This is a genomic window from Micromonospora haikouensis, assembly GCF_900091595.1.
Taxonomy (GTDB): domain Bacteria; phylum Actinomycetota; class Actinomycetes; order Mycobacteriales; family Micromonosporaceae; genus Micromonospora; species Micromonospora haikouensis.
This window is the reverse complement of the sequence record NZ_FMCW01000015.1, coordinates 142,676-168,768: the sequence shown is the minus strand read 5'-3', so window position 1 is coordinate 168,768 and position 26,093 is coordinate 142,676. Positions and strand designations below refer to the sequence as shown.

The 26,093-nt window shown below is 75.3% G+C and carries 20 protein-coding genes; 12 read left to right on the top strand and 8 right to left on the bottom strand.

From position 1 onward, the window contains the following. Positions 1 to 491 precede the first annotated feature (491 nt). Entirely contained in the window at positions 492 to 2,282 is a 1,791-nt protein-coding gene (locus GA0070558_RS17345) for a glycoside hydrolase family 6 protein (protein WP_091281135.1), read from the top strand. A gap of 192 nt (positions 2,283 to 2,474) precedes the next feature. Here GA0070558_RS17345 and GA0070558_RS17340 read toward each other — a convergent pair whose 3' ends face one another. The 3 genes from GA0070558_RS17340 to GA0070558_RS17330 form a co-directional block, all read right to left on the bottom strand. Then, positions 2,475 to 2,843: a hypothetical protein gene (locus GA0070558_RS17340; protein WP_043966119.1), complete on the bottom strand. Its 369-nt coding sequence runs from the start codon at positions 2,841 to 2,843 to the stop codon at positions 2,475 to 2,477. A 210-nt stretch (positions 2,844 to 3,053) separates the two neighbouring features. After that, positions 3,054 to 4,058, bottom strand: coding sequence for a hypothetical protein (locus tag GA0070558_RS17335; protein ID WP_091281132.1), 1,005 nt, complete (start codon positions 4,056 to 4,058; stop codon positions 3,054 to 3,056). A 10-nt stretch (positions 4,059 to 4,068) separates the two neighbouring features. Further along, a complete protein-coding gene (locus tag GA0070558_RS17330) occupies positions 4,069 to 4,812 on the bottom strand; it encodes a hypothetical protein (RefSeq protein WP_439709610.1) in 744 nt (247 codons plus the stop codon). A 300-nt stretch (positions 4,813 to 5,112) separates the two neighbouring features. On the opposite strand from GA0070558_RS17330, the gene GA0070558_RS17325 reads away from it, so the two are divergent. The 7 genes from GA0070558_RS17325 to GA0070558_RS17295 all read left to right on the top strand — a co-directional run bounded on the left by GA0070558_RS17325 (position 5,113) and on the right by GA0070558_RS17295 (position 13,697). Next, entirely contained in the window at positions 5,113 to 7,518 is a 2,406-nt protein-coding gene (locus GA0070558_RS17325; protein ID WP_091281130.1) for a sensor histidine kinase, read from the top strand. After that, positions 7,518 to 7,940, top strand: coding sequence for a roadblock/LC7 domain-containing protein (locus tag GA0070558_RS17320; RefSeq protein ID WP_043966125.1), 423 nt, complete (start codon positions 7,518 to 7,520; stop codon positions 7,938 to 7,940). Before GA0070558_RS17325 ends, GA0070558_RS17320 begins: the two co-directional genes overlap by 1 nt. Further along, a complete protein-coding gene (locus GA0070558_RS17315; RefSeq protein ID WP_077938598.1) occupies positions 7,930 to 8,316 on the top strand; it encodes a DUF742 domain-containing protein in 387 nt (128 codons plus the stop codon). The genes GA0070558_RS17320 and GA0070558_RS17315 overlap by 11 nt, the downstream gene beginning before the upstream one ends. Next, on the top strand, positions 8,297 to 8,896 hold the full coding sequence (locus GA0070558_RS17310; protein WP_077938573.1) for a GTP-binding protein: 600 nt from the start codon (positions 8,297 to 8,299) through the stop codon (positions 8,894 to 8,896). Before GA0070558_RS17315 ends, GA0070558_RS17310 begins: the two co-directional genes overlap by 20 nt. A 132-nt stretch (positions 8,897 to 9,028) precedes the next feature. Next, entirely contained in the window at positions 9,029 to 10,066 is a 1,038-nt protein-coding gene (locus GA0070558_RS17305) for a lactonase family protein (RefSeq protein ID WP_091281126.1), read from the top strand. Positions 10,067 to 10,241: 175 nt separating this feature from the next. Beyond that, positions 10,242 to 11,984: a substrate-binding domain-containing protein gene (locus GA0070558_RS17300; protein ID WP_091281123.1), complete on the top strand. Its 1,743-nt coding sequence runs from the start codon at positions 10,242 to 10,244 to the stop codon at positions 11,982 to 11,984. A 228-nt stretch (positions 11,985 to 12,212) separates the two neighbouring features. Then, positions 12,213 to 13,697 (top strand): sugar transferase, encoded by a 1,485-nt coding sequence (locus GA0070558_RS17295; protein ID WP_077938576.1) that lies wholly within the window; start codon positions 12,213 to 12,215, stop codon positions 13,695 to 13,697. Positions 13,698 to 13,776: 79 nt separating this feature from the next. Here GA0070558_RS17295 and GA0070558_RS17290 read toward each other — a convergent pair whose 3' ends face one another. Then, entirely contained in the window at positions 13,777 to 14,907 is a 1,131-nt protein-coding gene (locus GA0070558_RS17290) for a PP2C family protein-serine/threonine phosphatase (protein WP_091281116.1), read from the bottom strand. A 99-nt stretch (positions 14,908 to 15,006) separates the two neighbouring features. On the opposite strand from GA0070558_RS17290, the gene GA0070558_RS17285 reads away from it, so the two are divergent. Further along, the gene (locus tag GA0070558_RS17285; protein ID WP_091281113.1) at positions 15,007 to 15,648 is read left to right on the top strand and encodes a MarR family winged helix-turn-helix transcriptional regulator; all 642 of its coding nucleotides are present in this window, start codon (positions 15,007 to 15,009) and stop codon (positions 15,646 to 15,648) included. 114 nt (positions 15,649 to 15,762) lie between these two features. Here the strand turns inward: GA0070558_RS17285 and GA0070558_RS17280 are convergent, their stop codons facing one another. The 3 genes from GA0070558_RS17280 to GA0070558_RS17270 form a co-directional block, all read right to left on the bottom strand. Next, on the bottom strand, positions 15,763 to 16,782 hold the full coding sequence (locus tag GA0070558_RS17280) for a cobalamin B12-binding domain-containing protein (RefSeq protein WP_091281108.1): 1,020 nt from the start codon (positions 16,780 to 16,782) through the stop codon (positions 15,763 to 15,765). Beyond that, complete coding sequence (locus tag GA0070558_RS17275) at positions 16,779 to 18,452, bottom strand: PP2C family protein-serine/threonine phosphatase (protein ID WP_176734245.1); 1,674 nt, start codon at positions 18,450 to 18,452, stop codon at positions 16,779 to 16,781. Before GA0070558_RS17275 ends, GA0070558_RS17280 begins: the two co-directional genes overlap by 4 nt. Before the next feature lie 132 nt (positions 18,453 to 18,584). Beyond that, positions 18,585 to 19,841 carry an ROK family transcriptional regulator gene (locus GA0070558_RS17270; RefSeq protein ID WP_176734244.1) on the bottom strand — a complete coding sequence of 419 codons (1,257 nt, stop codon included), beginning with the start codon at positions 19,839 to 19,841 and terminating at the stop codon, positions 18,585 to 18,587. A 49-nt stretch (positions 19,842 to 19,890) separates the two neighbouring features. Here GA0070558_RS17270 and xylA point away from each other — a divergent pair, with 49 nt between their 5' ends. Genes xylA through GA0070558_RS17255 form a run of 3 tightly spaced genes read left to right on the top strand, consistent with a single transcriptional unit; the run spans position 19,891 to position 23,990 of the window. After that, positions 19,891 to 21,078, top strand: a complete 1,188-nt coding sequence (gene xylA / locus GA0070558_RS17265) for a xylose isomerase (RefSeq protein WP_077938580.1) — start codon at positions 19,891 to 19,893, stop codon at positions 21,076 to 21,078. Positions 21,079 to 21,088: 10 nt separating this feature from the next. After that, the gene (xylB, locus tag GA0070558_RS17260) at positions 21,089 to 22,531 is read left to right on the top strand and encodes a xylulokinase (protein WP_077938581.1); all 1,443 of its coding nucleotides are present in this window, start codon (positions 21,089 to 21,091) and stop codon (positions 22,529 to 22,531) included. A gap of 34 nt (positions 22,532 to 22,565) precedes the next feature. Further along, positions 22,566 to 23,990 carry an MFS transporter gene (locus GA0070558_RS17255; protein WP_077938582.1) on the top strand — a complete coding sequence of 475 codons (1,425 nt, stop codon included), beginning with the start codon at positions 22,566 to 22,568 and terminating at the stop codon, positions 23,988 to 23,990. Between the two features lie 406 nt (positions 23,991 to 24,396). Here the strand turns inward: GA0070558_RS17255 and GA0070558_RS17250 are convergent, their stop codons facing one another. Further along, entirely contained in the window at positions 24,397 to 26,073 is a 1,677-nt protein-coding gene (locus tag GA0070558_RS17250; protein WP_091281219.1) for a glycoside hydrolase family 13 protein, read from the bottom strand. Between the last annotated feature and the right edge of the window lie 20 nt (positions 26,074 to 26,093).

Here is a 26,093-nt window from a genome sequence, read left to right as displayed (position 1 = left end):
TTTACAGTTTGCCTGGGCATGAGGGGGAAGGCCGCTTAAGCGTGGTTGACGCCATGTGTCGGATGAATCGGGTCGGTCGACGGGGTTGCGACCGGCCGGGCGTTCCCGCACTCTTTCGAGGAGGGAGGGGCGCTCACGTGCGGCGTCCCGGTCGGCGCCTCCGGTGCTCCGACGCCCTCACCGGGCTGCTCGTCCCCGGTGGGTGGGGCCGCCCGGCATCGAACCATTGCCATGGAAGCGCTCCCATGCAAGAATTCCCTCACGCGGTACGGGGAGCCACACCGCGCAAGGCAGATGTCGAGGGCACCGGTTCCACCGGACGACGTCCGCCGCCCGACCGGCCGTTCCACGCGCCGGTCGCGCACCACCACCACACTGCCCGTCCGGGTCGGGCACCCCCGAAATCCCCCGTGGCGCCGTCGATGTCCTTTCGATGTCGCGCGCCGTTCCGCCGGGCCGCGAGTCCGGTCTCGCCCAAGGAGATCAGTGGCATGAGTATGAGGAAGAGACTGTCCGGCCGTCGCCGGGCGCTCGCACTGACCGGTGCGGGCGCGCTGGTCGCCGGCGGTCTGGTGACCATTCCGGTCACCGCGGCCCAGGCCGCGACCCAGTGCAGCGTCGACTACACCACCAACGACTGGGCCGGCGGCTTCACCGGCAGCGTCACCATCAAGAACATCGGCGACGCCGTCTCGTCCTGGAATCTCGGCTTCACCTTCCCGAACAGCAGCCAGAAGGTCGTGCAGGGCTGGTCGGCGAAGTGGAGCCAGAGCGGGCAGAACGTCACCGCCACGAACGAGTCCTACAACGGCTCGATCGCCAGCGGCGGCAGCGTGACCCTCGGCTTCAACGGCTCGTGGAGCGGCAGCAACCCGAAGCCCACCTCGTTCACCCTGAACGGCGTGGTCTGCAACGGCGGCACCACCAACCCCACCACGCCGCCGCCGACCACCACCCCGCCGACGACGCCCCCGCCGACCACCCCGCCGCCCACGACGCCCCCGCCCACCACCCCGCCGGGGCAGAAGGTGGACAACCCGTACCTGAACGCCAAGGGGTACGTGAACCCGGAGTGGAAGGCCAAGGCCGAGTCCGTCGCGGGCGGCAACCGGGTGTCCAACACCCCCACCGCCGTGTGGATCGACCGGATCGCCGCCATCAACGGCACCCCGGACAGCAGCTCCAACGGGGCCATGGGCGTGCGTAACCACCTGGACGCCGCGCTGGCCCAGGGCGCGAACTACATCCAGTTCGTCATCTACAACCTGCCCGGCCGCGACTGCGCCGCGCTCGCCTCCAACGGCGAGCTGAAGCCGGACGAGCTGCCCCGCTACAAGACCGAGTACATCGACCCGATCGCCGCGATCCAGCGCGACTCGAAGTACTCCAGCCTGCGGATCATCAACATCATCGAGATCGACTCGCTGCCCAACCTGGTGACCAACACCTCGGACAAGCCGGGCGGCACGGCGACGTGCGACACGATGAAGGCCAACCGCGGGTACGTCGAGGGCGTGGGCTACGCCCTGGCGAAGCTGGGCGCGATCGGCAACGTCTACAACTACATCGACGCCGGCCACCACGGCTGGCTGGGCTGGGACAGCAACTTCAGCCCGAGCGCCACGATCCTGCGTGAGGCCGCCGGCGCGTCCGGCAGCACCCCGGCCAACGTGCACGGCTTCATCGTGAACACCGCGAACTACTCGGCTCTCAAGGAGCCGTACTTCAAGGTCACCGACACGGTGAACGGCCAGAGCGTCCGCCAGTCCAAGTGGGTCGACTGGAACTTCTACGTCGACGAGCTCTCCTTCGCCCAGGCGTTCCGCAACGAGCTGGTCTCCAAGGGCTTCGCCAGCAACATCGGCATGCTGATCGACACCTCCCGCAACGGCTGGGGCGGCTCCGCCCGGCCCACCGGCCCGGGTGCGATGACCAGCGTGGACACCTACGTCAACGGCGGCCGGGTCGACCGGCGCTTCCACGCCGGTAACTGGTGCAACCAGGCCGGCGCGGGCCTCGGCGAGCGTCCCAAGGCCGCTCCGGAGCCGGGCATCGACGCCTACGTCTGGGTGAAGCCCCCGGGTGAGTCGGACGGTTCCAGCACCGAGATCCCGAACAACGAGGGCAAGGGCTTCGACCGGATGTGCGACCCGACCTACACCGGTAACGCCCGCAACGGCAACAGCATGAGCGGCGCGCTGTCGGGTGCCCCGATCTCGGGTGCCTGGTTCCCGGCGCAGTTCGCCCAGCTGATGCAGAACGCCTACCCGCCGCTCTCCTGACCAGGCGGAAGGCCTACCGGCCGCCGCGGGAGTGAGGCACCGCGCCGGCAGGTTCCCCCCGGCCCCTGGTCCGACCGTCCACCGGTCGGGCCAGGGGCCCCCGCCTGTTCCTGGCCCGTCAGGTCCGGGCCGGTGTGTGCCTGGTCGGTGTGTGCCTGGCCCTCAGGCCCGAGCCGGTGAGGTGCGGGCCGGTCAGGGCACCGTCCGCTCCACCGCCGCCCGGCCCTGCTCGGCCAGGTCCCGGCGGGCCCGCTCGATGTTCTCCGGGGTCGGGTCCTGGCCCCGCGCCAGCACCAGGTCCTCCGGGTCCCACGGCTGCTCCGCGCCGGTGCGGATGTTGTCCCCGCCAGCACCCGTGCCCCCGCCGTACGGGTCGCCGAGCAGGTCCTCGGTCGAGCCGACCCCCTCCACGGCCTCCCCCGGCCCGGCGAAGGACGGGTTGTCCCGGTCGGCCCCGCCGCCGGTACGCAGCTGCGGCACCGTGCTCTCGTCGTCCACCGCCGCCGCCACCTCGGGGCTCTCCTCCAGCGGTCGCCCCGCGTTCGGTTCGCGCTCCGTCATCCTGCTGCCCTCCTGTGCGCCAGGTGCTGCCTGATCCCCCTGGCGTACCCCGCAGGGCCGGGGGCATGCCGACGACGCCGGACCCCGGTCGGCCCCGCTCGTCGCCCCGGTCGGCTGCTGCTCGCCGCGAACGGGAACTGTCCAGGAATCAGAGGGCGGACGCCGACGCGCCCCGGCCGTGGTCGGCCGGGGCGCGCGCAGCGGGGACGGTCAGCGGCCGAGCACCCGGTCCAGGAAGTCGCGGTACCCGCGTACCGCGATCCGGAGCTGCTCGGTGTCGTCGTCGCCGGTCTGCTGCCAGTCGCCCAGCTTGTTCTTCTGCTCCGCGAGCGCGGCGGCCAGCGCTTCGATCGCCTCCCCGACCAGCGACTCGGCCTGGCCGGCGGCGGCCCGGGGGTCGTCGACGAACCGGAGCTGGACGTCGCGCCAGCGGTCCCGGAAGTCCTGGGCGGTGCCGGGCTCGAAGAGCGTGGCGGCGTCCTCGGGCACGGCGCCCGTGGTGGGCCGGGCCGCCGCCGTGACCGCGGCGACGCCGTCACGCGTGTGCGCGCCGGCACCGTCACGTGCATCCGCGGCGACGCCGTCCCGTGCGTCCGCGCCGGCACCGAGGGCGGACGGGGCGTCGTCCCGCGCGTCCGGGTCGATCATGCCGGGCTCGGGTCGGCCGTACCCGGCCGCGCCGGCGACCACCGCGTCGGTCTGGTCGCGGTCCGCGCCGGCCCGCCCGTCGACCGCGTGGCGGGCCCCGGTGCGCCCGTCTCCCGGCTCGTCGGTCGTCCACCGGGACCGGTCGTGCAGCCGGTCGGCGGCGGTCGGGTCGGCCCGCTCGTCGTCGAACGCGTCCGTCCTGCCCGGCGCGCCGTCGCCCGGCCGGGCGGTGTCCTCGCCGCGCGGGTCCCGCTCGTCCTCGGGGCGGCCGCTGGCCATCGCCGAGGCCGCGACCGCGCCGCCGACCGTGGTCGCCCCGAACGCGGTCGGCAGCGGGGCCGGCTCGTGGAACTCGGGCGCGCTGTCGCCGCGCTCGTCGGCGACGGCCGGGTCGTCGAAGGTGCCCCGGTCGTCCAGCACGTCCTCGGGCACCTCGGCGCGGCCCTCGACGTCCCGGCCCCTGCGGGCCGCCGCGTCACCGGTCGTCCCGCCCGGGGGCGGCACCGGCACCGGCGCGGACCTGACGGCCTCGGGGTGGTCGCTGCTCACCTGCTGTTCCTGGCGCATCTGGCTCTCCTCAACGGCTCGTGACGTCGTGCGGACGGTCGACCGGCGTCTGCTTCGCCTCCCGGGACGCGCTGTCCGGCTGGCGCTGCTCCGGGTGGTGCTGCTCGGGCCGGCGGTGCTCCGGGTGCGGCTGGTCTGGGTGCTGCTGGTCCGGGTCGCGCTGCTCGGGGACGCGGGCGGCCACCGGGTCCGCGCCCTGCCCGGGGACGCGGGCGGCCACCGGGTCCGCGCCGAGCAGGTCGGCGAAGAGCGCCCGGTAGTGGACGACGGCCTGGCGCAGCTCCTCGGTGCCGGCCTCGCCGCGCTCGTTGCGCAGCCGGATCTCGTGGGCGTCCCGGTAGTGGGAGAGGGTCCGAGCGTGTTCGACGGAGAGGTGGGCGATCTGGTCGGAGAAGTCCCCGGTCGGGTACCCGCGCTCGGCGACGAGCCGGCCGACCAACTCGTCCGCGTCGCGGACCGTCTCGGCGGGGGAGTCGACGAAGCGGACCTGGAGCTCCTCCCACGCCGCCGCGTACCGGGCCCGGGACTCGGGGGTGAGCGGGGTGAGCGTCAGCTCCGCGTGCCGGCGTTCCCGGTCCCGCAGCTCCCGCTCGGCGTCGGCGCGGCTGTCCCGCTCGGCGACCACCCGGTCGTACTCGGGCCCGAACCGGGACCGCAGCGCGCGGCGGCGGGCGACCTGCCGGCCGACGCCGGCCAGGGCCGCGACCACCACGAGTACGACGAGAACTATGACGATTACCTGCGTGGGCGACATGGCTCCTCCTTCGTCCCTCCGGTATTCCCTCCGGTCGCTGATCGCCAATCCCGATCCGGGCGACTTTCCTGGGCGATCGGCGGATGCCGGGTGACGGATGGGGGGTTCCCGCCCTGATGGGTCCGGACTCCGATACAGCGGAGCGTGCCGGGGCGAGCGCACCGGGCGAGAGGCCGGTACCGCATCCGCCGACGATTACGTATCCTGCCCAAGGCGCCCGTGCCGGTGCCCCGGTGCCAGGGCGGCGAAGCCTGGCCGGTGCCGGTGCCACCCGCTGCCACACGTTCCGGGCGAGGTCTGATGAACACCCGCGACTGGCCGATCCGCTCGAAGCTGACGGCCCTGGTCGTAGCGCCGGTCAGCGCGCTGCTGGCCCTGTGGATCTTCGCAACCACGCTCGCCTTCGGCCCCGCGCTGGACCTGCTCTCCGCGGGCACCCTCCTCTACGACTTCGGCCGGCCCGGGGAGACCGTCGTCGCCGAGCTGCAACGCGAGCGCCGGCTGACCGTGGTGCAGCTCGCCGGCACCGCCGAGCTGCCGGAGCTGACCGAGCAGCGGCGACGCACCGACGTCGCGGTCGCCGAACTGCGCCGCCGGGTCAACGGCGAGCGACTGCGCGACGCCGCCGGCGACCTGCTCGACGCCCGGCTCGACGGGCTGCTCGGCGCGCTGGACGCGCTGCCCGCCGGCCGGGGGTTCATCGACCGTCGCCAGGTGGACCGGACGGGCGCGATCGGCCTCTACAGCGGCATGGTGGGCGCGGCCTTCCAGGCGTTCACCGCGCTGGCCGCCCTGCCCGACAACGACCTCAACCGGCAGGCGCTGGCGCTCACCGCGCTCGGCCGGTCCCGGGAGCTGCTCGGGCAGGCCGACGCGCTGCTCGCCGGGGTGCTCGTCACCGGGCGCTACGCCACGGGCGAGCACACCCAGCTCGTCCAGGTCATCGGCAACCAGCGGTTCCTGACCGAGTCGGCGGTGGCCGACCTGCCGGCGGACGACCGGGCGGCCTACCAGCGGCTGGCCCAGAGCGAGGCGTTCGTCCGGTTGCGCGTCCTCCAGGACGAGCTGGTGCGGGCCGATCCCGGCCGGGCGCCGCGGCTGGACGCCCGCGCCTGGGAGACCAGCCAGGAGGCGGTCCAACGTGGACTGCGCGACTTCGAGCTCACCCAGGCCGACGCGATCGCCGACCGGACGGTGCCGGTGGCGGTCGGCATCCTGGCCCGGCTCGGGGTGGCCGGCGTGCTCGGGCTCGCCGCGATCGTGGCGTCGGTGCTGTTCTCGCTGCGGGTCGGCCGGTCGCTGGCGCGGCGGCTCACCGCCGTGCGCGACGCCGCCCTGGAGATGGCCGAGCGCCGGTTGCCGGACGTGGTGACCCGGCTGCGTCGCGGCGAGGACGTCGACGTGGCCAGGGAAGCCCCGCCGCTGCAGTACGGCGAGGACGAGATCGGCCAGGTGGGGCGCGCGTTCACCGAGGTGGGCCGGACGGCCGTCCGTTCCGCCGTGGACGAGGTGACCCTGCGGCGCGGGCTCAACGAGGTCTTCCTCAACATCGCCCGGCGCAGCCAGGGGCTGGTGCACCGGCAGCTCGCCCTGCTGGACCGGATGGAGCGCCGCGTCGAGGACCCGGACGAGCTGGCCGAGCTGTTCCGGGTGGACCACCTGGCCACCCGGTTGCGCCGGCACGCCGAGGACCTGGTGATCCTCGCCGGGGCCGCGCCGGGCCGGGGCTGGCGCAATCCGGTCGCGATGGTCGACCTGGTGCGGGGCGCGATCTCCGAGGTGGAGTCGTACGACCGGGTCGACATCGCCGACGTGCAGCCCGCCGCCACCGTCGGCCGGGCCGTCGGCGACGTCATCCACCTGCTGGCCGAGCTGATCGAGAACGCCACCGCGTTCTCCCCGCCCGGCACCCGCGTCACCGTGCGGGGGCAGAGCCTGCCCAACGGGTACGCCGTGGAGATCATCGACCAGGGGCTGGGCATGTCCGCCCCGGCGCTGGAGGAGGCCAACCGCAGGCTGGCGACTCCGCCGGAGTTCGACCCGGCCGACAGCGCCCGGCTCGGGCTGTTCGTGGTCGCCCGGCTCGCCGCCCGGCACGGCGTCCGGGTGCAGCTGCGGCCGGCCGCCCAGGGCGGGGTCACCGCCGTGGTGCTGATCCCGCACGACCTGGTGACCAGCGAGCCGCCGCCCGGCCCGCCCGGCGGGCTGGAGGCGCAGGGCACGGCCGACGACCGGCGGATGGCCAAGGTGACCCGGCTCAACACGCTGCCCCGGCCCCGGTCCGCCCGGATCACCCGGGAACGCGGCGACTCGTCGACCGCCGTGGTGCCGCTGGTGCCCAGCCGCTCCGTGCCGGCCGATCCGGGCGGCGACGGCGACGGCCTGCCCCGGCGGGTGCGCCGACGTGGCCCCACCACCCGCCCCCGGCCGACGGCCCAGGACGCCCCGGCCCCGCGCGCCCCGGAGGAGGCCCGCCGGCTGATGTCCGCGCTCCAGGCCGGCACGGCCCGGGGCCGCCGGGACGGTGCGGCCGGCACCACCGCCGCCGACCTGCCCGCGGTCGGCGACGGCACCGCCCCGCCCGCCGCCGCCCCGATCTCGCCCGCCGCACCCACCCCGACCACCGCCGCCGACGCGACACCGGAACCGGACGCCCCGGCGGCGCCCCCGCAACAACCCACGACCGCAACTGAGAGGGACGCCTAGTGGTGCACACGACGAAGCCGAACGTCGATCTCGACTGGTTGCTCGACGAGCTGGTGGAGCGCCTACCAGCCGCCCGTGAGGCGGTGGTGCTCTCGGCGGACGGGCTGCTGCTCGGCGCCTCCGCCGAGCTCGACCGGACGGCCGCCGAGCACCTCTGCGCCCTGGCCTCCGGCTTCTCCAGCCTGGCCAAGGGCGCCAGCCGGCACCTCGCCGCCGGCGGGGTGCGGCAGACGGTGGTGGAGATGGAGTCGGCGTACCTCTTCGTCACCGCCGCCGGTCAGGGCGCGTGCCTCGCGGTCGTCGCCGAGGCCGACGCGGACATCGGGCTGGTGGCGTACGAGATGGCGATGCTGGTGATCCGGGTGGGCGAGAACCTGGCGGCGCCGGTCCGGGCCTCCTCCGGTGGGGCCGATGCGGGCTGAGTCCCCGGGGCCGCAGCACGAGTGGTTGGACGGCGACGCGGGCCCGGTCGTCCGGCCGTACACGCTGACCGGCGGGCGGGTCCGGCCGCCGGTCGGCCTCGACCTGGTGGCGTTCGTGCTCGCCGGCCGGAGTGCGGACCCGGCGGCCCACCCGCGGCTGCACCCGGAGCACCGCCGCCTGGTGGAGCTCGCCCGGCGGCCGGTCCCGGTCGCCGAGCTGGCCGCCGAGCTGGACCTCGCGGTGGGTGTGGTCCGGGTGCTCGTCGGCGACCTGCTCGCCCGTGGCCTGGTCTCGGTGCACGAGCCGGCCGGCACCGCGTTCCTACCCGACGACAACATCCTCAAGGCGGTGGTCAATGGACTCCGTGCGCTATGACCGGAACGGGTCCGGGGTGCGGATCCCGCTGGCCCTGAAGATCCTCATCGCGGGCGGCTTCGGCGCCGGCAAGACGACGCTGGTGAGCGCGCTGAGCGAGGTCCGGCCGTTGCAGACCGAGGAGGTCCTCACCGGTGCCGGGATCGGCGTGGACGACCTGTCGGGCGTGGAGGGCAAGTCCACCACCACGGTGGCGATGGACTTCGGCCGGATCACCATCAACGAGGACCTCCAGGTCTACCTGTTCGGCACCCCGGGACAGGACCGGTTCTGGTTCCTCTGGGACGAGCTGGCCTTCGGGGCGCTCGGGGCGGTGGTGCTCGCCGACACCCGCCGGCTGGCCGACTGCTTCCCGTCGATCGACTACTTCGAGCAGCGGAACATCCCGTTCGTGGTCGGGGTGAACTGCTTCGACGATGGCCGCCGGTTCAGCCTGGACGCCGTACGCCAGGCCCTGGACCTCGACCCGGGCGTGCCGCTGTTGTTCTGCGACGCCCGGGACCGGCAGTCCGGCAAGCTGGTGCTGATCTCCCTGGTCGAGCACGTCGCCCGGCAGCGCGGCGAGCCGGTTCCGGCCTGACCCGGCCGCGCGGGCAAGGACCCGGACCGACGTGGGTAGGGATCCGGACCGACGCGGGTAAGGAACCGGGGTGAGGGGCGCGGACGGCGGGCCGGGACGGCCGGCGACGGACAACAGCGGAAGGCGGACCGGATGACCGGGCAGCAGACGATCGTCCACCTCGGGTGCTACACGGCGGCCAGCGGCGGGCGGGGCGAGGGGATCGTCGCCGCCCGGCGCGACCCCGTGACGGGCGCGCTGACCCCGCTCGGCACCGCCGCGGCGACCCCGTCGCCGTCCTTCCTCACCCGGCATCCCACCCTGCCGGTGCTCTACGCCGCCAACGAGCTGCCCGAGGGGGAGGTCAGCGCGTTCCGGGTCGGCCCGGACGGCGACCTGACCCCGCTCGGCTCGCGCGGCACCGGCGGCGGCGAGCCCTGCCATCTGGCGGTCACCTCCGACGGCGGGCACCTCGTGGCGGCCAACTACGGCGGCGGGAGCCTGGCGGTGTTCCCGCTCGACCCGACGGGCGCGCCGGGCGACCGCAGCGACCTGGTGGTGCACGACGGCCGCGGGCCCGACCCGCAGCGGCAGGAGAAGGCGCACTGCCACATGGTCTCCCCGGCGCCGGGCGGCGGGCCGCTGCTCGCCGTCGACCTGGGGACCGACTCGGTCTACCGGTACGACCTCGACGCGGCCTCCGGGCGGCTGGTGCCCCGGGCGCCCCGGGTGCACGCCCCGGCCGGCTCCGGCCCCCGCCACCTGGCCCGGCACCCCGACGGCCGGCGCTGCTGGCTGGTCGGCGAGCTGGACGCCACGGTCACCGCGTACGAGCTGACCGTCGACGGGGCGCTGCACCAGCGGGGCCGGGTGGACGCCAGCATCCGCGCCGGGCACGTCCAGCCTTCCGAGATCGCCGTCGGCGTGGACGGGCGCTTCCTCTACGTCGGCAACCGGGGCGTCGGCACGGTGTCGGTCTTCGCCCTCGCCGCAGAGCTGCCCGAGCCGGTGGCGGAGGTGGAGACCGGCGGGGAGTGGCCCCGGCACTTCGCCCTGACCGGCGAGCACCTCTACGTCGCCGACGAGCGCGCCGACATGGTCCGGGTGTTCCGGGTGGACGCCGCGACGGGGGTCCCGACGCCGGTCGGGGAGCCCGTGGCGCTGCCCAGCCCGACCTGCGTCCTGCCGTGACCGCCAGCGGTTCCGGCCCTGATCAGGGGCGTGTCAGCGACCTCGGGGCACCGGGTCGTCACTCAGCGTAGGAAAAGTGATGACATCTGTCTCTCCTGAGTAACTTTCGTCCGAACGGACGTGGCAGTACCAGCAGCGGGTCCGCAAGATGGTCACCGTGTCAGGCCGCCATCGCATGCAGTCAGGTATCCGCGGAGCGGGCGCAGTCGCGTCGGCGACGGCGCTCGTCGTCGTCATCGCGGGTGCCTGGTTCGGCTACCGGGGGCTGGTCCAGCCCGCCTGTTCGGGGCAGGTCCAGCTGTCGGTGGCGGCGGCCCCCGAGCTGGCCCCGGCGGTGCAGGCCGCCGCGGCCCAGTGGATGGCCGACGGGGCGGCGGTCGGCGGCACCTGCATCGCCGTGAACGTCTCGGAGTCCGAGCCGGTGGACGTCGCCGCCGCGGTGGCCGGCAAGCACGGGGTGCAGCTGGCCGGCGTCGGCCAGGCCAGTGGCACGGCGGTCACCCCGGACGTGTGGGTGCCGGACTCCTCGACCTGGCTGCTGCGGCTGAAGAACGCCGGGGCCACCGCGTTCGCCCCGGGCAACGGCGCGTCCATCGCCCGCAGCCCGGTGGTGGTGGCGGTGCCCGAGCCGGTCGCCGAGACCCGGTTCGGCTGGCCGGAGAAGAAGCTGACCTGGACCGACCTGCTGCGCCAGGTGAGCAGCAGCAAGCCGATCCGCGCCGGGATCGTCGAGCCGACCCAGGACGCGGCCGGACTCTCGGGGCTGCTGTCGCTGACCGCCGCCGCGAGCGGGGCGGGCGGCGACGCGCAGCAGGCGACCACGGGGGCCCTGCGTGCGCTGGCCACCGGCCGTTCCGCGCTGCGCGAGGACCTGCTGGCCCGGTTCCCGCGTTCCTCCGACCCGACGGCGATCGCCTCCGGCCTCGGCGCCGCCGCGCTGTCGGAGGAGGACGTGATGGCGTACAACGAGCGGAAGCCGCCGATCCCGCTGGCGGCGCTCTACCTGGAGCCGTCGCCGATGCCGCTGGACTACCCGTACGCGGTGCTGCCGGGCATCGAGCCGGCGAAGCAGGCCGCCGCGAAGGTGCTGTTCGAGGTGCTCACCACGCCGGGCTTCCGCAACCGGCTGGCCGAGCGGTCGCTGCGCGCGCCGGACGGCAACTGGGGCGACGGCTTCAAGGCGCCGCAGGGCGCGCCGAGCCCGGCTGGTGGGGCGGCGACCGCGCCGGCGCCGGGTGGCAACGGCGCGGGGGGCCTGGACCCCGTCGCGATAGAGCGTGCCGTCTCCAGCTGGTCCATCGCCACCCAGTCCGGGCGCATGCTCTGCGTCATCGACGTCTCCGGGTCGATGAAGCAGCCGGTGCCCAGCGCCAACAACGCCACCCGGGAGCAGGTGACGGTCGCGGCGGCCAGCCGGGGCCTGAACCTCTTCGACGACTCCTGGTCGATCGGGCTGTGGACCTTCTCCACCGAGCTGGTCGGCAGCCTCGACTACCGGGAACTGGTGCCGATCAACCCGCTGTCCAGCAACCGCAGCCGACTGGAGCAGGGGCTGGCCACGATCCGGCCCTCCAGCGGCGACACCGGCCTGTACGACACGATGCTGGCCGCCTACAAGGCGGTGCAGGAGGACTGGGAGCCGGGGCGGGTCAACTCGATCGTGCTGTTCACCGACGGCAAGAACGAGGACGCCAATGGCATCTCCCAGCAGAAGCTGCTCGCCGAGCTGAAGCGGATCGCCGACCCGGACCGGCCGGTGCAGGTCGTGATCATCGGCATCGGCAACGACGTCAGCAAGTCCGAGCTGGAGTCGATCACCAAGGTCACCGGCGGCGGCAACTTCGTCACCGAGGATCCGACCAAGATCGGTGACATCTTCCTCAAGGCGATCGCGCTCCGCCCGAACGCGCCTCGCTGACCGTGCACCATACTGAGTCCCGAATCAGCGACGGTGGCTCGTCGCGCGGGAAACCGTTGCGCCAAGCCACCTGTCGCACCCGTCCGCCAGCAAACTGACGGCAATACGTCCGAAGTAGTTGGTGGCCATAGTTGTTAAGAGAAGATGTCGAGGTGCTCCGGCGCCGTCGGTCCCGTTGGGGAGACCGAGCAACGACCGGGGCCTTTCTCAGCAGAGTGGGGAGGGCCGGTGACGTCGGCGACGCTGTTGACCGCCACCAGGACGCCGCCGCGGCCTGGGGCGGACCGGGGCGGGCCCGTGGCCCGCGTCGACGAGCGGGCGTACGTTCGCATGCTGGTCGTGCTGGACACCGCCGTCCTGGCCGTCGCGGTGCTGATCGGCTACGTCGCCCGCTTCGGCGACGAGGAGCCGGTGGGCTCGAAGATCCCGTACGTCGTGGTGGCCCCCGTGCTGCTGCTCACGTGGCTGCTCTCGCTCAAGGTCCTGCGCTGCTACGACGACCGGGTGCTCGGCTACGGCGCCGACGAGTACCGGCGGGTCGGCAGCGCCAGCCTCCGCCTCGCCGGCGGCACCGCCATCGCCGGCTACATCGCCGACGTCGGCGTGTCCCGGGGCTTCCTGGCCATCTCGTTCGCCGTCGGCATGCTGGGCCTGGAGGTGGCCCGGTTCGCCGCCCGCAAGCGGCTGCACCGGGCCCGGTCCCGGGGGCGCGGCTGGTCCCGCAAGGTCCTGGTGGTCGGCGACACCGCGCACGTGCTGGAGCTGGTCCACCAGCTGCGCCGCGAGCCGTACGCCGGCTACCACGTGGTGGGCGCCTGCATCCCGGACGCGCTGCTCGCGCCGGTGCCGCAGCGGCTCGGCGACGTGCCGGTCGTCGGCTCGTTCCGGGGCATCCCCGAGGCGGCCACCGCGATCGGCGCGGACACCGTGGCCGTCACCGCCTCCGGCGAGCTGACCGCGACCCGGCTGCGGCGGCTCGGCTGGCAGCTGGAGGGCACCGGCGTCGACCTCGTCGTCGCGCCCGCGCTCACCGACGTGGCCGGCCCCCGCATCCACACCCGGCCGGTCGCCGGCCTGCCCCTGATCCACGTGGAGGCCCCCGAGTTCCGGGGGGCCCGCAAGCTGGTCAAGGGCTTCGTCGACCGGTCCGCCGCCGCCGTGGCGCTGGCCCTGCTGCTGCCGCTGCTGGCCGTGATCGCCCTGGCGATCAAACTCGACAACCGGGGGCCGGTGCTGTTCCGGCAGACCCGGGTCGGCCAGGGCGGCCGCGAGTTCGGGGTGTTCAAGTTCCGCACGATGGTGGTCAACGCCGACGCCCTGCTCGCCGAGCTGACGACCCGCAACGAGACCGACGGCCTCATGTTCAAGATGCGCGACGACCCCCGGGTGACCCGGGTCGGTCGGGTGCTGCGCAAGTGGTCGCTCGACGAGCTGCCCCAGCTCGCCAACGTGCTGCTCGGGCAGATGAGCCTGGTCGGCCCGCGCCCGCCGCTGCCCTCCGAGGTGGCCCGCTACGACGGCGACGTGGCCCGCCGGCTGCTGGTCAAGCCCGGGATGACCGGCCTCTGGCAGGTCAGCGGCCGGTCCGACCTGAGCTGGGAGGACGGCATCCGGCTCGACCTCTACTACGTGGAGAACTGGTCGCTCGCCGCCGACCTGACCATCCTGTGGAAGACCTTCGGCGCGGTGGTGCGCAGCCGGGGCGCGTACTGACCGGTGGTGCGCAGCCGGGGCGCGTACCGGACGTGGGGTGTCCCGGGCCGGCGTCGCGCCGACCCGGGAACCGGGCCGGTCAGGGCTGCGGGCCCGTCCAGTCGAGGCAGACCACCACCGCGTCGTCGACCAGGTCACCGGCGACGAACGCCCGCAGGTCGCCGATCAGCGACCGCACCGCGTCCAGCGGCTCCATCGGGCCGGTCCGGCGCAGGAACCGGTCCAGCGCGGTCTCGCCGTACCGGACGTTCTGCCCGGTCGCCTCGACCACGCCGTCGCTGAGCACGAAGAGCCGGTCGCCGCGGCGCAGCGTGAACTGCTGCTCCCGGTAGTCGGTGCCGTCGAACATGCCGAGCGGGAACTGCGCCTCCAGCGGCTGCTCCACCACCTCCCCGCCGCGCAGCAGCACCAGCCGCGGCGAGCCCGCGTCGACCACCGTCATCACGCCGCCGGCCAGGTCCAGCTCCAGCAGCAGCGCCGAGACGTGCTGCTCGCCCCGGTGCAGCGCGTACACGGCCTGGTCGGCGAGGGCGGCCTGGTCGGCCAGGCCCAGCCCCGCCCGGCGGGCGTTGCGCAGGGCGTGCGTGGCCAGGGCGGTCAGCACGGAGGCCTGCACCCCCTCGCCCATCCCGTTGATCGTCGACAGCCACAGCCGGTGCCCGTCGTCGGACCAGTCGAAGCTGTCGCCCCGCACCGCGTACGCCGGTTCGAGCTGGCCGGCGAGGCTGAAGGACGGGCGGATCCGGCTGCGCCCGGGCAGCAGCTCCCACTGCATCTCGGCGGCGAGGGTGAGCCGGCGGCTGCGGCGGGCGGCCCGGTAGACGTCCGTGCCCTCGTTCACGGCGACCAGCTCGTGGCCCAGCGCGGTGGCCACCCCGAGCAGCTCGCCCACGACGGCCGGATCGCCGGGCACCGGCGACACCCGGAGCACCCCCCGCCGGTCGCCGCGCATGCTGACCGGGAGGTAGCCGGTCCGCTCGGTGACGATCGGCTCCTGGTGGTCGAAGCAGCGCCAGGCGGGGTGCCCCGGGCCCTCGATCGGTTCACCCTCGGTGAGCGGCAGCAGCGCCGAGAGGCGGTAGTCGACCTGGAAGAGTTCGACCTCCGTGATCCCGTACGACCGCAGGAGTTCCCCGGCGAGCCGGTCGACCAGCAGGTCGGCGGGCGCCTCGGTCAGGGTACGACGGGCCCGGTCTTCCGCACCGCTCATCGTCACTCCTCTGTTCGGAGGGGCCGGCGACCAGGGACGCCGGGTAGTCTCTTGCCCAACATGACCGAAGAACACGGTCCGCACGGACCAGAAGCGAGTATGGCCGCCGCCCTCGACGCGGCGGCCGGCACCCTGCTCACGGTCTTCGAGGCGGCGCGCGAGCGCACCACCAGCCGGCTCTCCGGGGCGCAACTGCGCGCCGTCATGGTGGTCGAGCAGCACGACGGGATCAACCTGCGTCGGCTGGCCACGCTGCTCGACATGCTGCTCTCCTCGGCCAGCCGGCTCTGCGACCGGCTCGTGGCGGCGGGCATGCTGGAGCGCGAGCCGGGCCGGTCCGACCGGCGGGAGATCTCCCTGCACCTCACCCAGGAGGCCGAGAAGCTCCTCGCCGAGCTGCGGGCCGACCGCCGGCAGCGGCTGGCGGCGATCCTGTCCGGGATGACCCCCGAGGGGCGGCAGGCCCTGCTCGGCGGGCTCCAGGAGTTCGACGAGGTCGCCCGGCTGCGGCACCCGCCGGAGCCGCCGACGGCGGAGTTAGCCGCCGAGGCCCGGCCGGACGAGTGGACTCCGCCGCCCGGACAGGGCTGGCCGGCGGGGGAGCACCCGGCCGGGTGGGCGACCGGGGGCGTGCCGCGCGGCCGACCGGCGACGGACCCGGCCCCGGGCGGCTGGCCCGGCGACGCCACCGCGGGCGGCGGCTGGTCGGCCGGCGACCCGCAGGTAGCCCGCACCGCCTGACCCCGCACCGCCTGACGGCCGCCCGACGGCCGCACCGCCTGACGCCCGCCCGACGCGGCGCGCCTCCTCCAGCACGGCAGGTGTTAGGAGGGGGCCCTTCCTATACAGAAAGCGTTAACAGGGGGCCCTTCCTTGCATCTCGCGGGCCCAGCGCAGGTGCTCGCACGCGCGGGGGTGGTCCGCCAGGACGGTGCCGCAGGCCGCCAGCACGGCGTCCAACAGCGGCTCGCGGCCCTCGCCCCGGGCCGCCAGCACGCCGGCCTGCCACGTCGTGTGGTCGAGCAGGAGCTGCGGATCGCCGACCCGGATCGCGGCGGCCAGCGCGTCCACCAGGTGCCCGACGGCGGCGGCGAACTGGTCGGCCTCCGCCTCGGGCGGGGCCACCGCGCGCAGGGCGAACTGCACGACGTCGCGTCGTCGGCGCAGCACCGCGGCGTACTCGTCGCCGCCCACCGCGGGCGGCGGGCCGGTGTGCCCGGCGAAGAGGTCCGTCTCCAGCAGCCGGGCCGCGTCGCGGGCGGACGCGCCCCACGCCGCCGCCCCCACGGCGGCGGCCCACCGGCCGTCGGGGCCGAACCCCGGGCCGCCGGCGACCACCGGGACCCCGGCCGAGCGGCACGCCTCGATCGTGCGCCCGGCCCGGACCAACCGGCTCGGCTGCACGCAGCTCAGCAGCACCGCGTCCGGCCCGGTCTGGTGCAGGTAGGAGACCAGGTGGCGGGCGGGGACGCTGGCGCCGAGGAAGGTCACCCGCCAGCCCGCGGCGCGGACCACCTCGGCGACGATGCGGGCGGCCAGCGCGTGCCACTCGCCCTCCACGCAGGCCAGCACCACGTGGCCGCGCGCCGGCCGGCCGGTGGTCCGCGCGCCGACGGCGGCGACGACCAGCTCGCTGACGTGCGTGGCGGCGTGCTCCTGGGCGACGCTCCACCGCCCGGCCGACCAGCGCAGGCCGATCTCCCGCTGCGCCACGGCCACCACGTCCACCAGGACGTCCGCGACGCTGGCCCCGGCGTCGAGCAGGTCGAGGGCGAGTTCGACGGCCGCCGGGTGGTCGGCGGCGTCCAGGCAGGCGAGGTACGCCTCGACCGCCGCCGCCCCCGGCCCGGCGGCGACGGGGGACGCGGTCGTCACCGGCCGCCCGCCCGCACGGCGAGCATCGCGATGTCGTCGTGGGCCTGCCCGTCGAGCCACTCGTCGACGAGCTGGAGCACCCGGTCGACCAGGGCGGCGGGCGGTAGCCCGGCCCCCGACGCGACCGCCCGGCGCAGCCGCTCGTCGCCGAACATGTCGACCTCGCCCGCGCCGCCCCGGGCCTCGGTCACCCCGTCGGTGTAGGCGAGCAGCACCTCGCCGGGGGCGAGGCGGACCTCCGTCTCGGCGAACCGGGGGGCGGCGAGCGCCCCGATCGGCATGCCACCCACCCGGACCTGCTCGACGGTGCCGTCGGCCCGGACGACCAGCGGCGACGGGTGGCCGCCGCCCGCGACACGGACCAGCAGGCCCCCGTCGGACCGGGGCGTGAGGGTGCCGAGCAGGACGGTGGTGAAGTGGCTGCGCCGGGCTGCGTCCGGCGCGTCGAACAGGGCCCGGTTGAGCAGCCGCATCAGCTCCAGCGGGCGCTGCTCGACCAGGCGCAGCGTCTGGAGGGACTGGCGGACGCGACCGGTGAGCACGGCCGCCCCGACGCCCTTGCCGCAGACGTCGCCGAGGGCGAACAGCGCGCCGTCGGCGGTGGGGAAGACCTCGTAGAAGTCCCCGCCGATGCGCAGGCTGTCACCGGCCGCCCGGTAGCCGCCGGCGAGGGTGACGCCGCCGATCGTGGGCAGCTCGGGCGGCATGAGGCTGTGCTGCAGCACCCGCGCCAGGTGGGCCTGCTCGCCGTAGAGCTCGGCGGTGGCCAGGGCGGCGCCGGCCCGCGCCGCGAACTCCCGGGCCAGCTCGATCTCCCGGGCGTCGAAGCCGGGTCGCCCGGCCCTCCGGATGAGCACCAGCGCCCCGGCGGCGCCGGCCGCGCCGAGCAGCGGGCTGACCAGGACGGTGCCGGGCCGCCCGAAGCCCGCCGGCAGCACGGCACCGAGGTCGGCCAGCTCGGCGTCGAGCCAGGGGCTCGGCTCGGCGTGGTCACCGGCGAGCGCCTCGGCGAGGCCGGGCACCGCCAGGGGCAGGCCCGCCGGCGCGACCCCGGCCGTCGGGCCCCGGTCGCCCTCGGCGTACCGGAGCCAGTGCGGGGCGTCCCCGGCCGGGGGCGGCGGGCGGTGCACGACCAGCGCCGCGTCCGCGAGGTACGGCACCGGGAGGGTGGCCGCGGCCCGCAGGGTCTGCTCGCGGTGCAGGGAGAGCCCGAGCCGGCTGCCGGCCTGGGCCAGGAACGTGGTGCGCGACCGCTCGGCCAGCAGGGCGTCGGTGCGGGCGCGCTCCTCGGTGACGTCGCGCACGTACCAGGCGAACCGGCCGCCCCGCAGCGCGCGGCGGACACCGTGCAACCGCCGGCCGTGGTGCTCGGCGTCGAACGTGTCCGCGCCGGCCGCCGCCGCCCCGGCCAGGGCGGGCACCGCGCATCCGGCCAGCTCGCCGCCCGGCGCGAGCTCCGGCAGCAGTTCGCCCGCCATCGCGTTGAGCAGGGTGACCATGCCGGCGTGGTCGGTGGTGACGACCGCCTCGGCGAGCCCGTCGAGCAGCTCCCGGGCCAGGCCGGAGTCGGCCGGGAGCGGGGGCTCGGCGGTGCGTCGGTGCGTCGGGCGGGACGCCTGCCCGCCGCCGCTGACCGGCCCGGCGAGACCGCCCCGTCGGATGGTCGTCACGGCCGGTCGCCGGCCGCGCCGGTCGGAGGCGCTGTGTGCATGCTGGTCGTGCGCTCCTCCGCTGCCGAGAACTTGCCTTCCGGCAAGGGTACCGAGGGGCTCCGACGGTCGCCCATCGAGCGGAAGGGGAGGTCAGCCCTGTCGGGTCAGCCAGCCGACCGGTTCGGCGACGATCCGGCGGACGACCGAGCCGGCCGCGCCGACCACGGCGGCCTCGGGGCCGAGCGTCGACGGGCGTACGGTGACCGGCGCCCAGCCGGCGGTGAGCACCCGCCGGGACACCTCGGCCAGCACCGCCGGCCGCAGCCAGGGGGTGAGGAGCGCGTAGCCGCCCCCGAGGACCACGGTGTCCAGGTCCAGCAGGTTCACCACGCCCGCCACCGCGACCCCGAGGGCCTGCCCCGCCTCGGCCAGCGCTGCCAGGGCGGCGGGGTGGCCGGCGGCGGCGAGGTCGGCCAGCCGCGCGGCGGCCGTGTCCGCCGGCAGGTCCGCCCGGTCCAGCCCGGCGGCGGCGAGCACGGCCTCCTGGCCCGCGTACTGCTCCAGGCAGCCCCGGCCGCCGCAGCGACAGGGCCGCCCCTGCGGCTGGACGGGGATGTGACCGATCTCGCCGCTCCACCCGCGTACCCCCCGGAACAGCGCGCCGTCGAGGACGATCCCGGCACCGATGCCCACCTCGCCGGAGACGTGCAGGAAGCTCGCCGGCCCGGTCGGGTCGGCGTGCAGCTCGCCCACGGCGGCCAGATTGGCCTCGTTGTCGACGACCAGCGGCGGGACCCCGGGCACCGGCCCGGCCAGCGGCGGGTGGCCGGCCAGCAGCTCGGGCACGGCCACGTCCCGCCAGCCGAGGTTCGGGGCGAGCCGGACCAGCCCGGCGTCGCCGACCAGGCCGGGCACGGCGAGGGCCACCCCGGCCAGGGTGAGGCCCTGCCCCTCGGCGTCGGCCCGCGCCTCGGCGGCCAGCGTGACGAGCCGGGCGAGGGCGTCGGCGGGGGAGACCGGGCGCAGGTCGGCGCGGCGCACCGTGTGGTGCCGGACCTCGCCGGCGAGGTCGACCACGCAGGCGGCCAGGTAGTCGACGTTGATCTCCAGCCCGAGGCCGGCGGGGCCGGATCCGGCCAGCACCAGCCCGCGCGCCGGCCGGCCGGCCCCGGCGCGCGGCGCGGGCTCCGACTCGGCGACCAGCCGGCCGGCGATGAGGTCGTCGACGACGGCCGAGACGGTGGCCCGGGTGAGGCCGGTCGAGGCGGCCACGTCGGCCCGCGACGGTGGGCGGGGCGCGGCGGCGATCCGGCCGAGCACCACGGCGAGGTTCAGCTCGCGCAGGCTGCCCTGGCGGACCGCCCCGGGGACAGGGGCGGGGCGGGTCACCCCTTGACAGTGCCACATGCCCGCCAAATAATTCAACCACTGAACAAATAGCTACCGGAGGTCTGCCATGGCACCCCGTCCCACCCCCGCCGACAAATTCTCCTTCGGCCTCTGGACGGTGGGCTGGCAGGCCCGCGACCCGTTCGGCGACGCCACCCGCGGTGAGCTGGACGCCGTCGAGGCCGTGCACAAGCTCGCCGAGCTGGGCGCGTACGGGATCACCTTCCACGACGACGACCTGATCCCGTTCGGCGCGGACTCCGCCGCCCGCGACGCCCAGATCGCCCGGTTCCGCAAGGCCCTCGACGAGACCGGCCTGGTCGTGCCGATGGTCACCACCAACCTGTTCACCCACCCGGTGTTCAAGGACGGCGGCTTCACCAGCAACGACCGCGACGTGCGGCGGTACGCGCTGCGCAAGGTGCTGCGCAACGTCGACCTCGCCGCCGAGCTGGGCGCCAAGACGTTCGTCATGTGGGGCGGCCGCGAGGGCTCCGAGTACGACCTGGCCAAGGACATCCGCGCGGCGCTGGACCGCTACCGCGAGGGCGTCGACCTGCTCTGCGAGTACGTCGTCGACCGCGGCTACGACCTGCGCTTCGCCATCGAGCCGAAGCCGAACGAGCCGCGCGGCGACATCCTGCTGCCCACCGTCGGCCACGCGCTGGCGTTCATCTCCACCCTGGCCCGCCCCGAGATGGTCGGCCTCAACCCCGAGGTCGGCCACGAGCAGATGGCCGGGCTCAACTACGCCCACGGCATCGCCCAGGCGTTGTGGCAGGGCAAGCTGTTCCACCTCGACCTCAACGGCCAGCGCGGCATCAAGTACGACCAGGACCTGGTCTTCGGCCACGGCGACCTGATGAACGCGTTCGCCCTGGTGGACCTGCTGGAGAACGGCGGCCCCGACGGCGGCCCGGCCTACGACGGCCCCCGCCACTTCGACTACAAGCCCTCGCGCACCGAGGACTTCACCGGCGTGTGGGCCTCGGCCGAGGCGAACATGCGCACCTACCTGCTGCTCAAGGAGCGGGCCGCCGCGTTCCGGGCCGACCCGGAGGTGGCCGAGGCCCTCGCCGCGAGCCGCGTCGGCGACCTGTCCATCCCGACCGTCGCCGACGGCGAGGGCTACGCCGGGCTGCTCGCCGACCGTTCCGTCTTCGAGGAGTACGACGTCGACGCCGCCGCCGCGCGGGGCTTCCACTTCGTCCGGCTCAACCAGCTGGCCGTCGAGCACCTGCTCGGCGCTCGCTGAGGCCGCCGCCATGCCCCTGGTCGCCGGGTTCGACTCGTCCACCCAGTCCTGCAAGCTGGTGATCCGCGACGCGGAGACCGGGGCGCTGGTGCGCTCCGGCCGCGCCGCCCACCCCGACGGCACCGAGGTCGACCCGGCGGCCTGGTGGGCGGCGTTGGAGGCCGCCGTGGCGCAGGCCGGCGGCCTGGCCGACGTCGCCGCCGTCTCCGTCGCCGGTCAGCAGCACGGCATGGTCTGTCTCGACGCGTCGGGCGAGGTGGTCCGCCCGGCGCTGCTGTGGAACGACACCCGCTCCGCCGGTGCCGCCGCCGACCTGATCGAGGAGGCCGGCGGCGGCGAGGCCGGCGGGCGGTTCTGGGCCGACGCCGTCGGCGTCGTCCCGGTGGCCAGCTTCACCGCCACCAAGCTGCGCTGGCTGGCCCGGCACGAGCCGGCCAACGCCGACCGGGTCGCCGCCGTCTGCCTGCCGCACGACTGGCTGACCTGGCGGCTGGCCGGCGCGCCCGGCCTGGACGCGCTGCGCACCGACCGCAGCGACGCCAGCGGCACCGGCTACTGGTCACCGGCCACCGGCGAATACCGGTTCGACCTGCTTGAACGCGCCTTCGGCCGGCGACTGGAGGTGCCCGTCGTGCTCGGGCCGACCCAGTCCGCCGGGGCCCTCGACCCGGCGGCGCTCGCCGCCGGCGGGGGGCCCGGCGGGGCGCTGCTCGGGCCGGGGGCCGGCGACAACGCCGCCGCCGCGTTCGGCGTCGGGGCCCGCCCCGGCGACGTGGTCGTCTCCATCGGCACCTCCGGCACCGTGTTCAGCGTCGCCGACGCGCCGACGGCCGACCCGACCGGCACCGTCGCCGGGTTCGCCGACGTGACCGGCCGCTATCTCCCGCTGGTCTGCACGCTCAACGCGGCCCGGGTGCTCGACGCGGCGGCCACCATGCTCGGGGTCGACCTCGACACCCTGTCCGACCTTGCCCTGTCCGCCCCGCCCGGCGCGGACGGCCTGGTGATGGTCCCCTACCTGGAGGGGGAGCGGACCCCGAACCGGCCGTCGGCCACCGGGTCGGTGCACGGGCTCACCCTGCGCACCTCCACCCCGGCGCACCTGGCCCGTGCCGCGGTCGAGGGGATGCTCTGCGCGCTCGCCGACGGCCTCGACGCGCTGACCGCGCAGGGCTGCCGGGCCGAGCGGGTGATCCTGGTCGGCGGCGGGGCCCGGTCGGCGGCGGTGCGTCGCATCGCGCCGCAGGTCTTCGGCCGCCCGGTGGTCGTGCCGCCGCCCGGGGAGTACGTGGCCGACGGGGCCGCCCGCCAGGCAGCCTGGCTGGCCCTGGGCGGGCAGGACGCGCCCGACTGGTCGCCGGCCGGCACCCAGGAGTACGCGGCCGACGGCGTCGCGGCCGTCCGCGAGCGGTACGCGGCGGCCCGCGACCGGGTGCTCGACCGGCCCGCCTGACGGGGGCCGACCCGGCAGCGGGCATGCTGGGTCGGTGACGGGTCGGTCGGTGGTACGGCGGCGGGGCTGGGGCGGTAGCGCGGCGCACCGGTCGTACAGCGTGCTGGTGTTCGTGCTGCTCGCCTCGCTGGACAACGTGGCGATCGGCCTCGTCCCGCCGCTGTACGGCCCGATCTCCGGCTCGCTCGGCGTGTCCCAGCGCCTGCTCGGGCTGGTCACCGCCGTCAGCTTCCTGGTCAGCGCGGTCGCCGCCGTCGGTTGGGCGTACGTCGGCGACCGCACCGACCGCAAGCCGCTGCTGATGGTCGGCACCCTGGTCTGGGCGGCCGGCACCGGCGGCAGCGCGCTGGCGCAGGGCTACCCGGCGTTCCTGGCCGCCCAGCTCGTCGCGGCGGTCGGCCTCGGCGCGGTCGGTTCGGTCGGTTTCTCCGTGGTCACCGACCTCATCTCGCCGCGCCGCCGGGGGCTGGTGATGAGCTTCTGGGGGCTGTCCCAGGGCGTCGGCACCCTGGCCGGGACGCTCGTCGGCGGCCTGCTCGGTGCCGCCGACTGGCGGCGGCCGTTCTGGCTGCTCACCGTGGTCGGGCTGGCGGCGACGGCGGCGTACCTGTTCACGTACGACATCCGGCGCGGGCAGAGCGAGCCGGAGCTGGCCGGCGCGCTGGCCGGCGGCGCGGAGTACGACTACCGGATCACCCGCGCCGACCTGCCGGGCATCCTGGCCCGGCGGACGAACCGCTGGCTGGTCCTGCAGGGGCTGACCGCCCAGGCGGCCTTCGGGTCGCTGGTCTGGCTACCGGTGCTGTTCGCCCAGCGGGCGCAGGCCCAGGGCTACTCGGCGGCGACGGCCGTCGTGGTCGGCAGCGTCTTCGCCACCCTGTTCCAGCTCGGCGGGGTGCTCTCCATCGTCGGCGGCCTGGTGGGCGACGCCGTGCAGCGGCGTACGCCCCGGGGCCGGGCGCTGGTCGCGGCGGTGGGCATCCTCGCGGCACTGCCGTTCTACCTGGTCCTGTTCTTCGTGCCGTTGCGCATCGACGTGCCCGACGGTGGTTCCACCGGCGCGGTGGTCGGCGCGGTGCTGGCCAGCGTTGTGACCGAGCCGACGGTCGGGCTGAGCCTGCTCACCGCCGTCTTCGCGCTGGCGCTGACGTCGGCGAACTCGCCGAACTGGTTCGCCCTCATCGCCGACGTCAACCCGCCCGAGCACCGGGGCACCGTCTACAGCCTCGGCAACCTGGTCAACGGGGTCGGTCGGGCGGCCGGCAACGGGCTGGTCGGGGTGGCCTTCCACGCGCTGCGGGCAGCGTTCCCGCCGCCGCTGAACTACGCCGTCGGGCTGGCCGTGTTCCAGCTCTTCTTCGTGCCGACGGGCGTCATGTACTGGCTGGCCTCCCGCACCTCGCCCCGCGACATCGACGCCGTGCGGACCCTGCTGCACGAGCGCGCCGAACGCCTGTAGGACGCGGTCGCGGCGGGCTTCCGGCGTGTGCGCCTTCAGTCACGGCGGGCTCCCGGCCAGGGATCCTCCGCCGCATAGGGAGCTGATGTCGTAGATGACTCACGGGCCCGTGCAGCCCCGGCTGCGCCCACCCGCTACGCCCCTGCCCTGCCCGCCTGCTGTGTGCGTGCTGCCCTGCCCCGCTGCGCCCATCCGTTGCTCCTGCCCCGGTCGCCCCGCCTGCCGCGCGTCCCCGCCCTGCCCCGCCTCACCGGTCGGCGGGGCGGGGCAGAACGGGGGTGAGTCATCTACGACATCAGCTCCCTACGCGGCGACAGAGCCCCCAACACCCGCCGGATCGCCCTGCGACGCCAGCGGAGCACCCGGTGCGGGGCAGGCCAGGCCGGGCCGGGCGGGGCGGCGGGGATCAGGCGGGGCGGAACCAGACGGTGACGTCCTGCCCGACGGTGCCGTCGTCGGGCAGCGGGGCGCTGGCGTGCAGCACCTGCGCCCCGGCCGGCACCGGCACCGGCGTCGCGCCAAAGTTCGTCAGCACGGTGACGTCGCCGTTGCGGAAGCTCACCACCTCGTCGCCCGAGGCGAGCCAGTAGAGGCTGCCCCGGCCGAGCCCGTGCTCGCGGCGCAGCCGCAGCGCGGTGCGGTACAGCTCGTACGTCGAGCCGGGCACGTCGCGCTGCCGGTCGAGCGCGTACTCGGCCCACGACGGCGGCTGGGGCAGCCAACTCGCGTCGGTCGGCCCGAAGCCGTACGACGGGGCGTCGGCCTCCCACGGGATCGGCACCCGGCAGCCGTCCCGGCCGCGCTCGGTGTGCCCGCTGCGCTCCCAGGTCGGGTCCTGCCGCACCTCGTCGGGGAGCGTCATGTGCTCCGGCAGGCCCAGCTCCTCGCCCTGGTAGAGATAGGCCGATCCGGGCAGGGCCAGCATCAGCAGGGTGGCCGCCCGGGCCCGGCGCAGGCCCAGCGCGGCGTCGGGCTGCGGGTCGCCGATGCCGATGCCGTTCGGGCGGGGGGTGCCGACGGGCAGGCCGAGGCGGGAGGCGTGCCGGACCACGTCGTGGTTGGACAGCACCCACGTGGTGGGCGCGCCGACGGCGTCGGTGGCCTCCAGCGAGCGGGTGATCACCGCGTACTGGGCGGGTGCGGTCCAGGACGCGGTGAGGTACTCGAAGTTGAACGCCTGGTGCATCTCGTCGGGCCGCACGTAGCGGGCCAGCCGCTCGGCCGGCTCCACCCACGCCTCGGCGACCAGGATCCGCTGGCCGTCGTACGAGTCGAGCAGGCGACGCCAGTCCCGGTAGACCTCGTGGACGCCGTCCTGGTCCCACATCGGCGGGCGGGGCTTGTCGACCTCGCTGCCGGAGAGGATCTCCTGCGGCTCCTGCCAGTTCGCCAGGTCGGCCTGCTTGATCAGGCCGTGCGCCACGTCCACCCGGAAGCCGTCGACGCCCCGGTCGAGCCAGAACCGCAGCACGTCGAGGAACTCGGCGCGGACCTCCGGGTTGTCCCAGTTCAGGTCGGGCTGCCCGGGGTCGAACAGGTGCAGGTACCACTGGCCGGGCCGGCCGTCGGGCTCGGTGACCCGGGTCCACGCGGGGCCGCCGAAGACGCTGGTCCAGTCGTTGGGCGGCTGGTCGCCGTCGGGCCCGAGGCCGTCGCGGAAGACGTACCGGGCGCGCTCGGGGCTGCCCGGGGCGGCGGCGAGGGCCGCGGTGAACCAGCGGTGCGCCGACGACGTGTGGTTGGGCACGAGGTCGACGATGACCCGCAGCCGGCGGGCGTGTGCCTCGGCGATCAGCCGGTCGGCGTCGGCGAGCCGCCCGAACAGCGGGTCCACGTCGCGGTAGTCGGCCACGTCGTACCCGGCGTCGGCCTGTGGCGACGGGTAGAACGGCGACAGCCAGACCGCGTCCACGCCCAGCTCGACGAAGTGGTCGAGGCGGGCGGTGATGCCCGGCAGGTCGCCGATGCCGTCACCGTTCGCGTCGGCGAACGAGCGCGGGTAGATCTGGTAGATCACTGCCTCGGTCCACCAGTCGGTGGTGGGGCCGGTGGACTGCTGCTGTGGGGTCGCGTCGGTGTTCAGGGCCTTCTCCCGTGTGTCGA

Bases quoted from the DNA above. Each gene is read 5' to 3' on its own strand.
- GA0070558_RS17345 (WP_091281135.1), top strand. From the start codon at position 492: ATGAGTATGAGGAAGAGACTGTCCGGCCGTCGCCGGGCGCTCGCACTG.
- GA0070558_RS17340 (WP_043966119.1), bottom strand. From the start codon at position 2,843: ATGACGGAGCGCGAACCGAACGCGGGGCGACCGCTGGAGGAGAGCCCC.
- GA0070558_RS17335 (WP_091281132.1), bottom strand. From the start codon at position 4,058: ATGCGCCAGGAACAGCAGGTGAGCAGCGACCACCCCGAGGCCGTCAGG.
- GA0070558_RS17330 (WP_439709610.1), bottom strand. From the start codon at position 4,812: ATGTCGCCCACGCAGGTAATCGTCATAGTTCTCGTCGTACTCGTGGTG.
- GA0070558_RS17325 (WP_091281130.1), top strand. From the start codon at position 5,113: ATGAACACCCGCGACTGGCCGATCCGCTCGAAGCTGACGGCCCTGGTC.
- GA0070558_RS17315 (WP_077938598.1), top strand. From the start codon at position 7,930: ATGCGGGCTGAGTCCCCGGGGCCGCAGCACGAGTGGTTGGACGGCGAC.
- GA0070558_RS17310 (WP_077938573.1), top strand. From the start codon at position 8,297: ATGGACTCCGTGCGCTATGACCGGAACGGGTCCGGGGTGCGGATCCCG.
- GA0070558_RS17305 (WP_091281126.1), top strand. From the start codon at position 9,029: ATGACCGGGCAGCAGACGATCGTCCACCTCGGGTGCTACACGGCGGCC.
- GA0070558_RS17300 (WP_091281123.1), top strand. From the start codon at position 10,242: ATGCAGTCAGGTATCCGCGGAGCGGGCGCAGTCGCGTCGGCGACGGCG.
- GA0070558_RS17290 (WP_091281116.1), bottom strand. From the start codon at position 14,907: ATGAGCGGTGCGGAAGACCGGGCCCGTCGTACCCTGACCGAGGCGCCC.
- GA0070558_RS17285 (WP_091281113.1), top strand. From the start codon at position 15,007: ATGGCCGCCGCCCTCGACGCGGCGGCCGGCACCCTGCTCACGGTCTTC.
- GA0070558_RS17270 (WP_176734244.1), bottom strand. From the start codon at position 19,841: ATGTGGCACTGTCAAGGGGTGACCCGCCCCGCCCCTGTCCCCGGGGCG.
- xylA (WP_077938580.1), top strand. From the start codon at position 19,891: ATGGCACCCCGTCCCACCCCCGCCGACAAATTCTCCTTCGGCCTCTGG.
- xylB (WP_077938581.1), top strand. From the start codon at position 21,089: ATGCCCCTGGTCGCCGGGTTCGACTCGTCCACCCAGTCCTGCAAGCTG.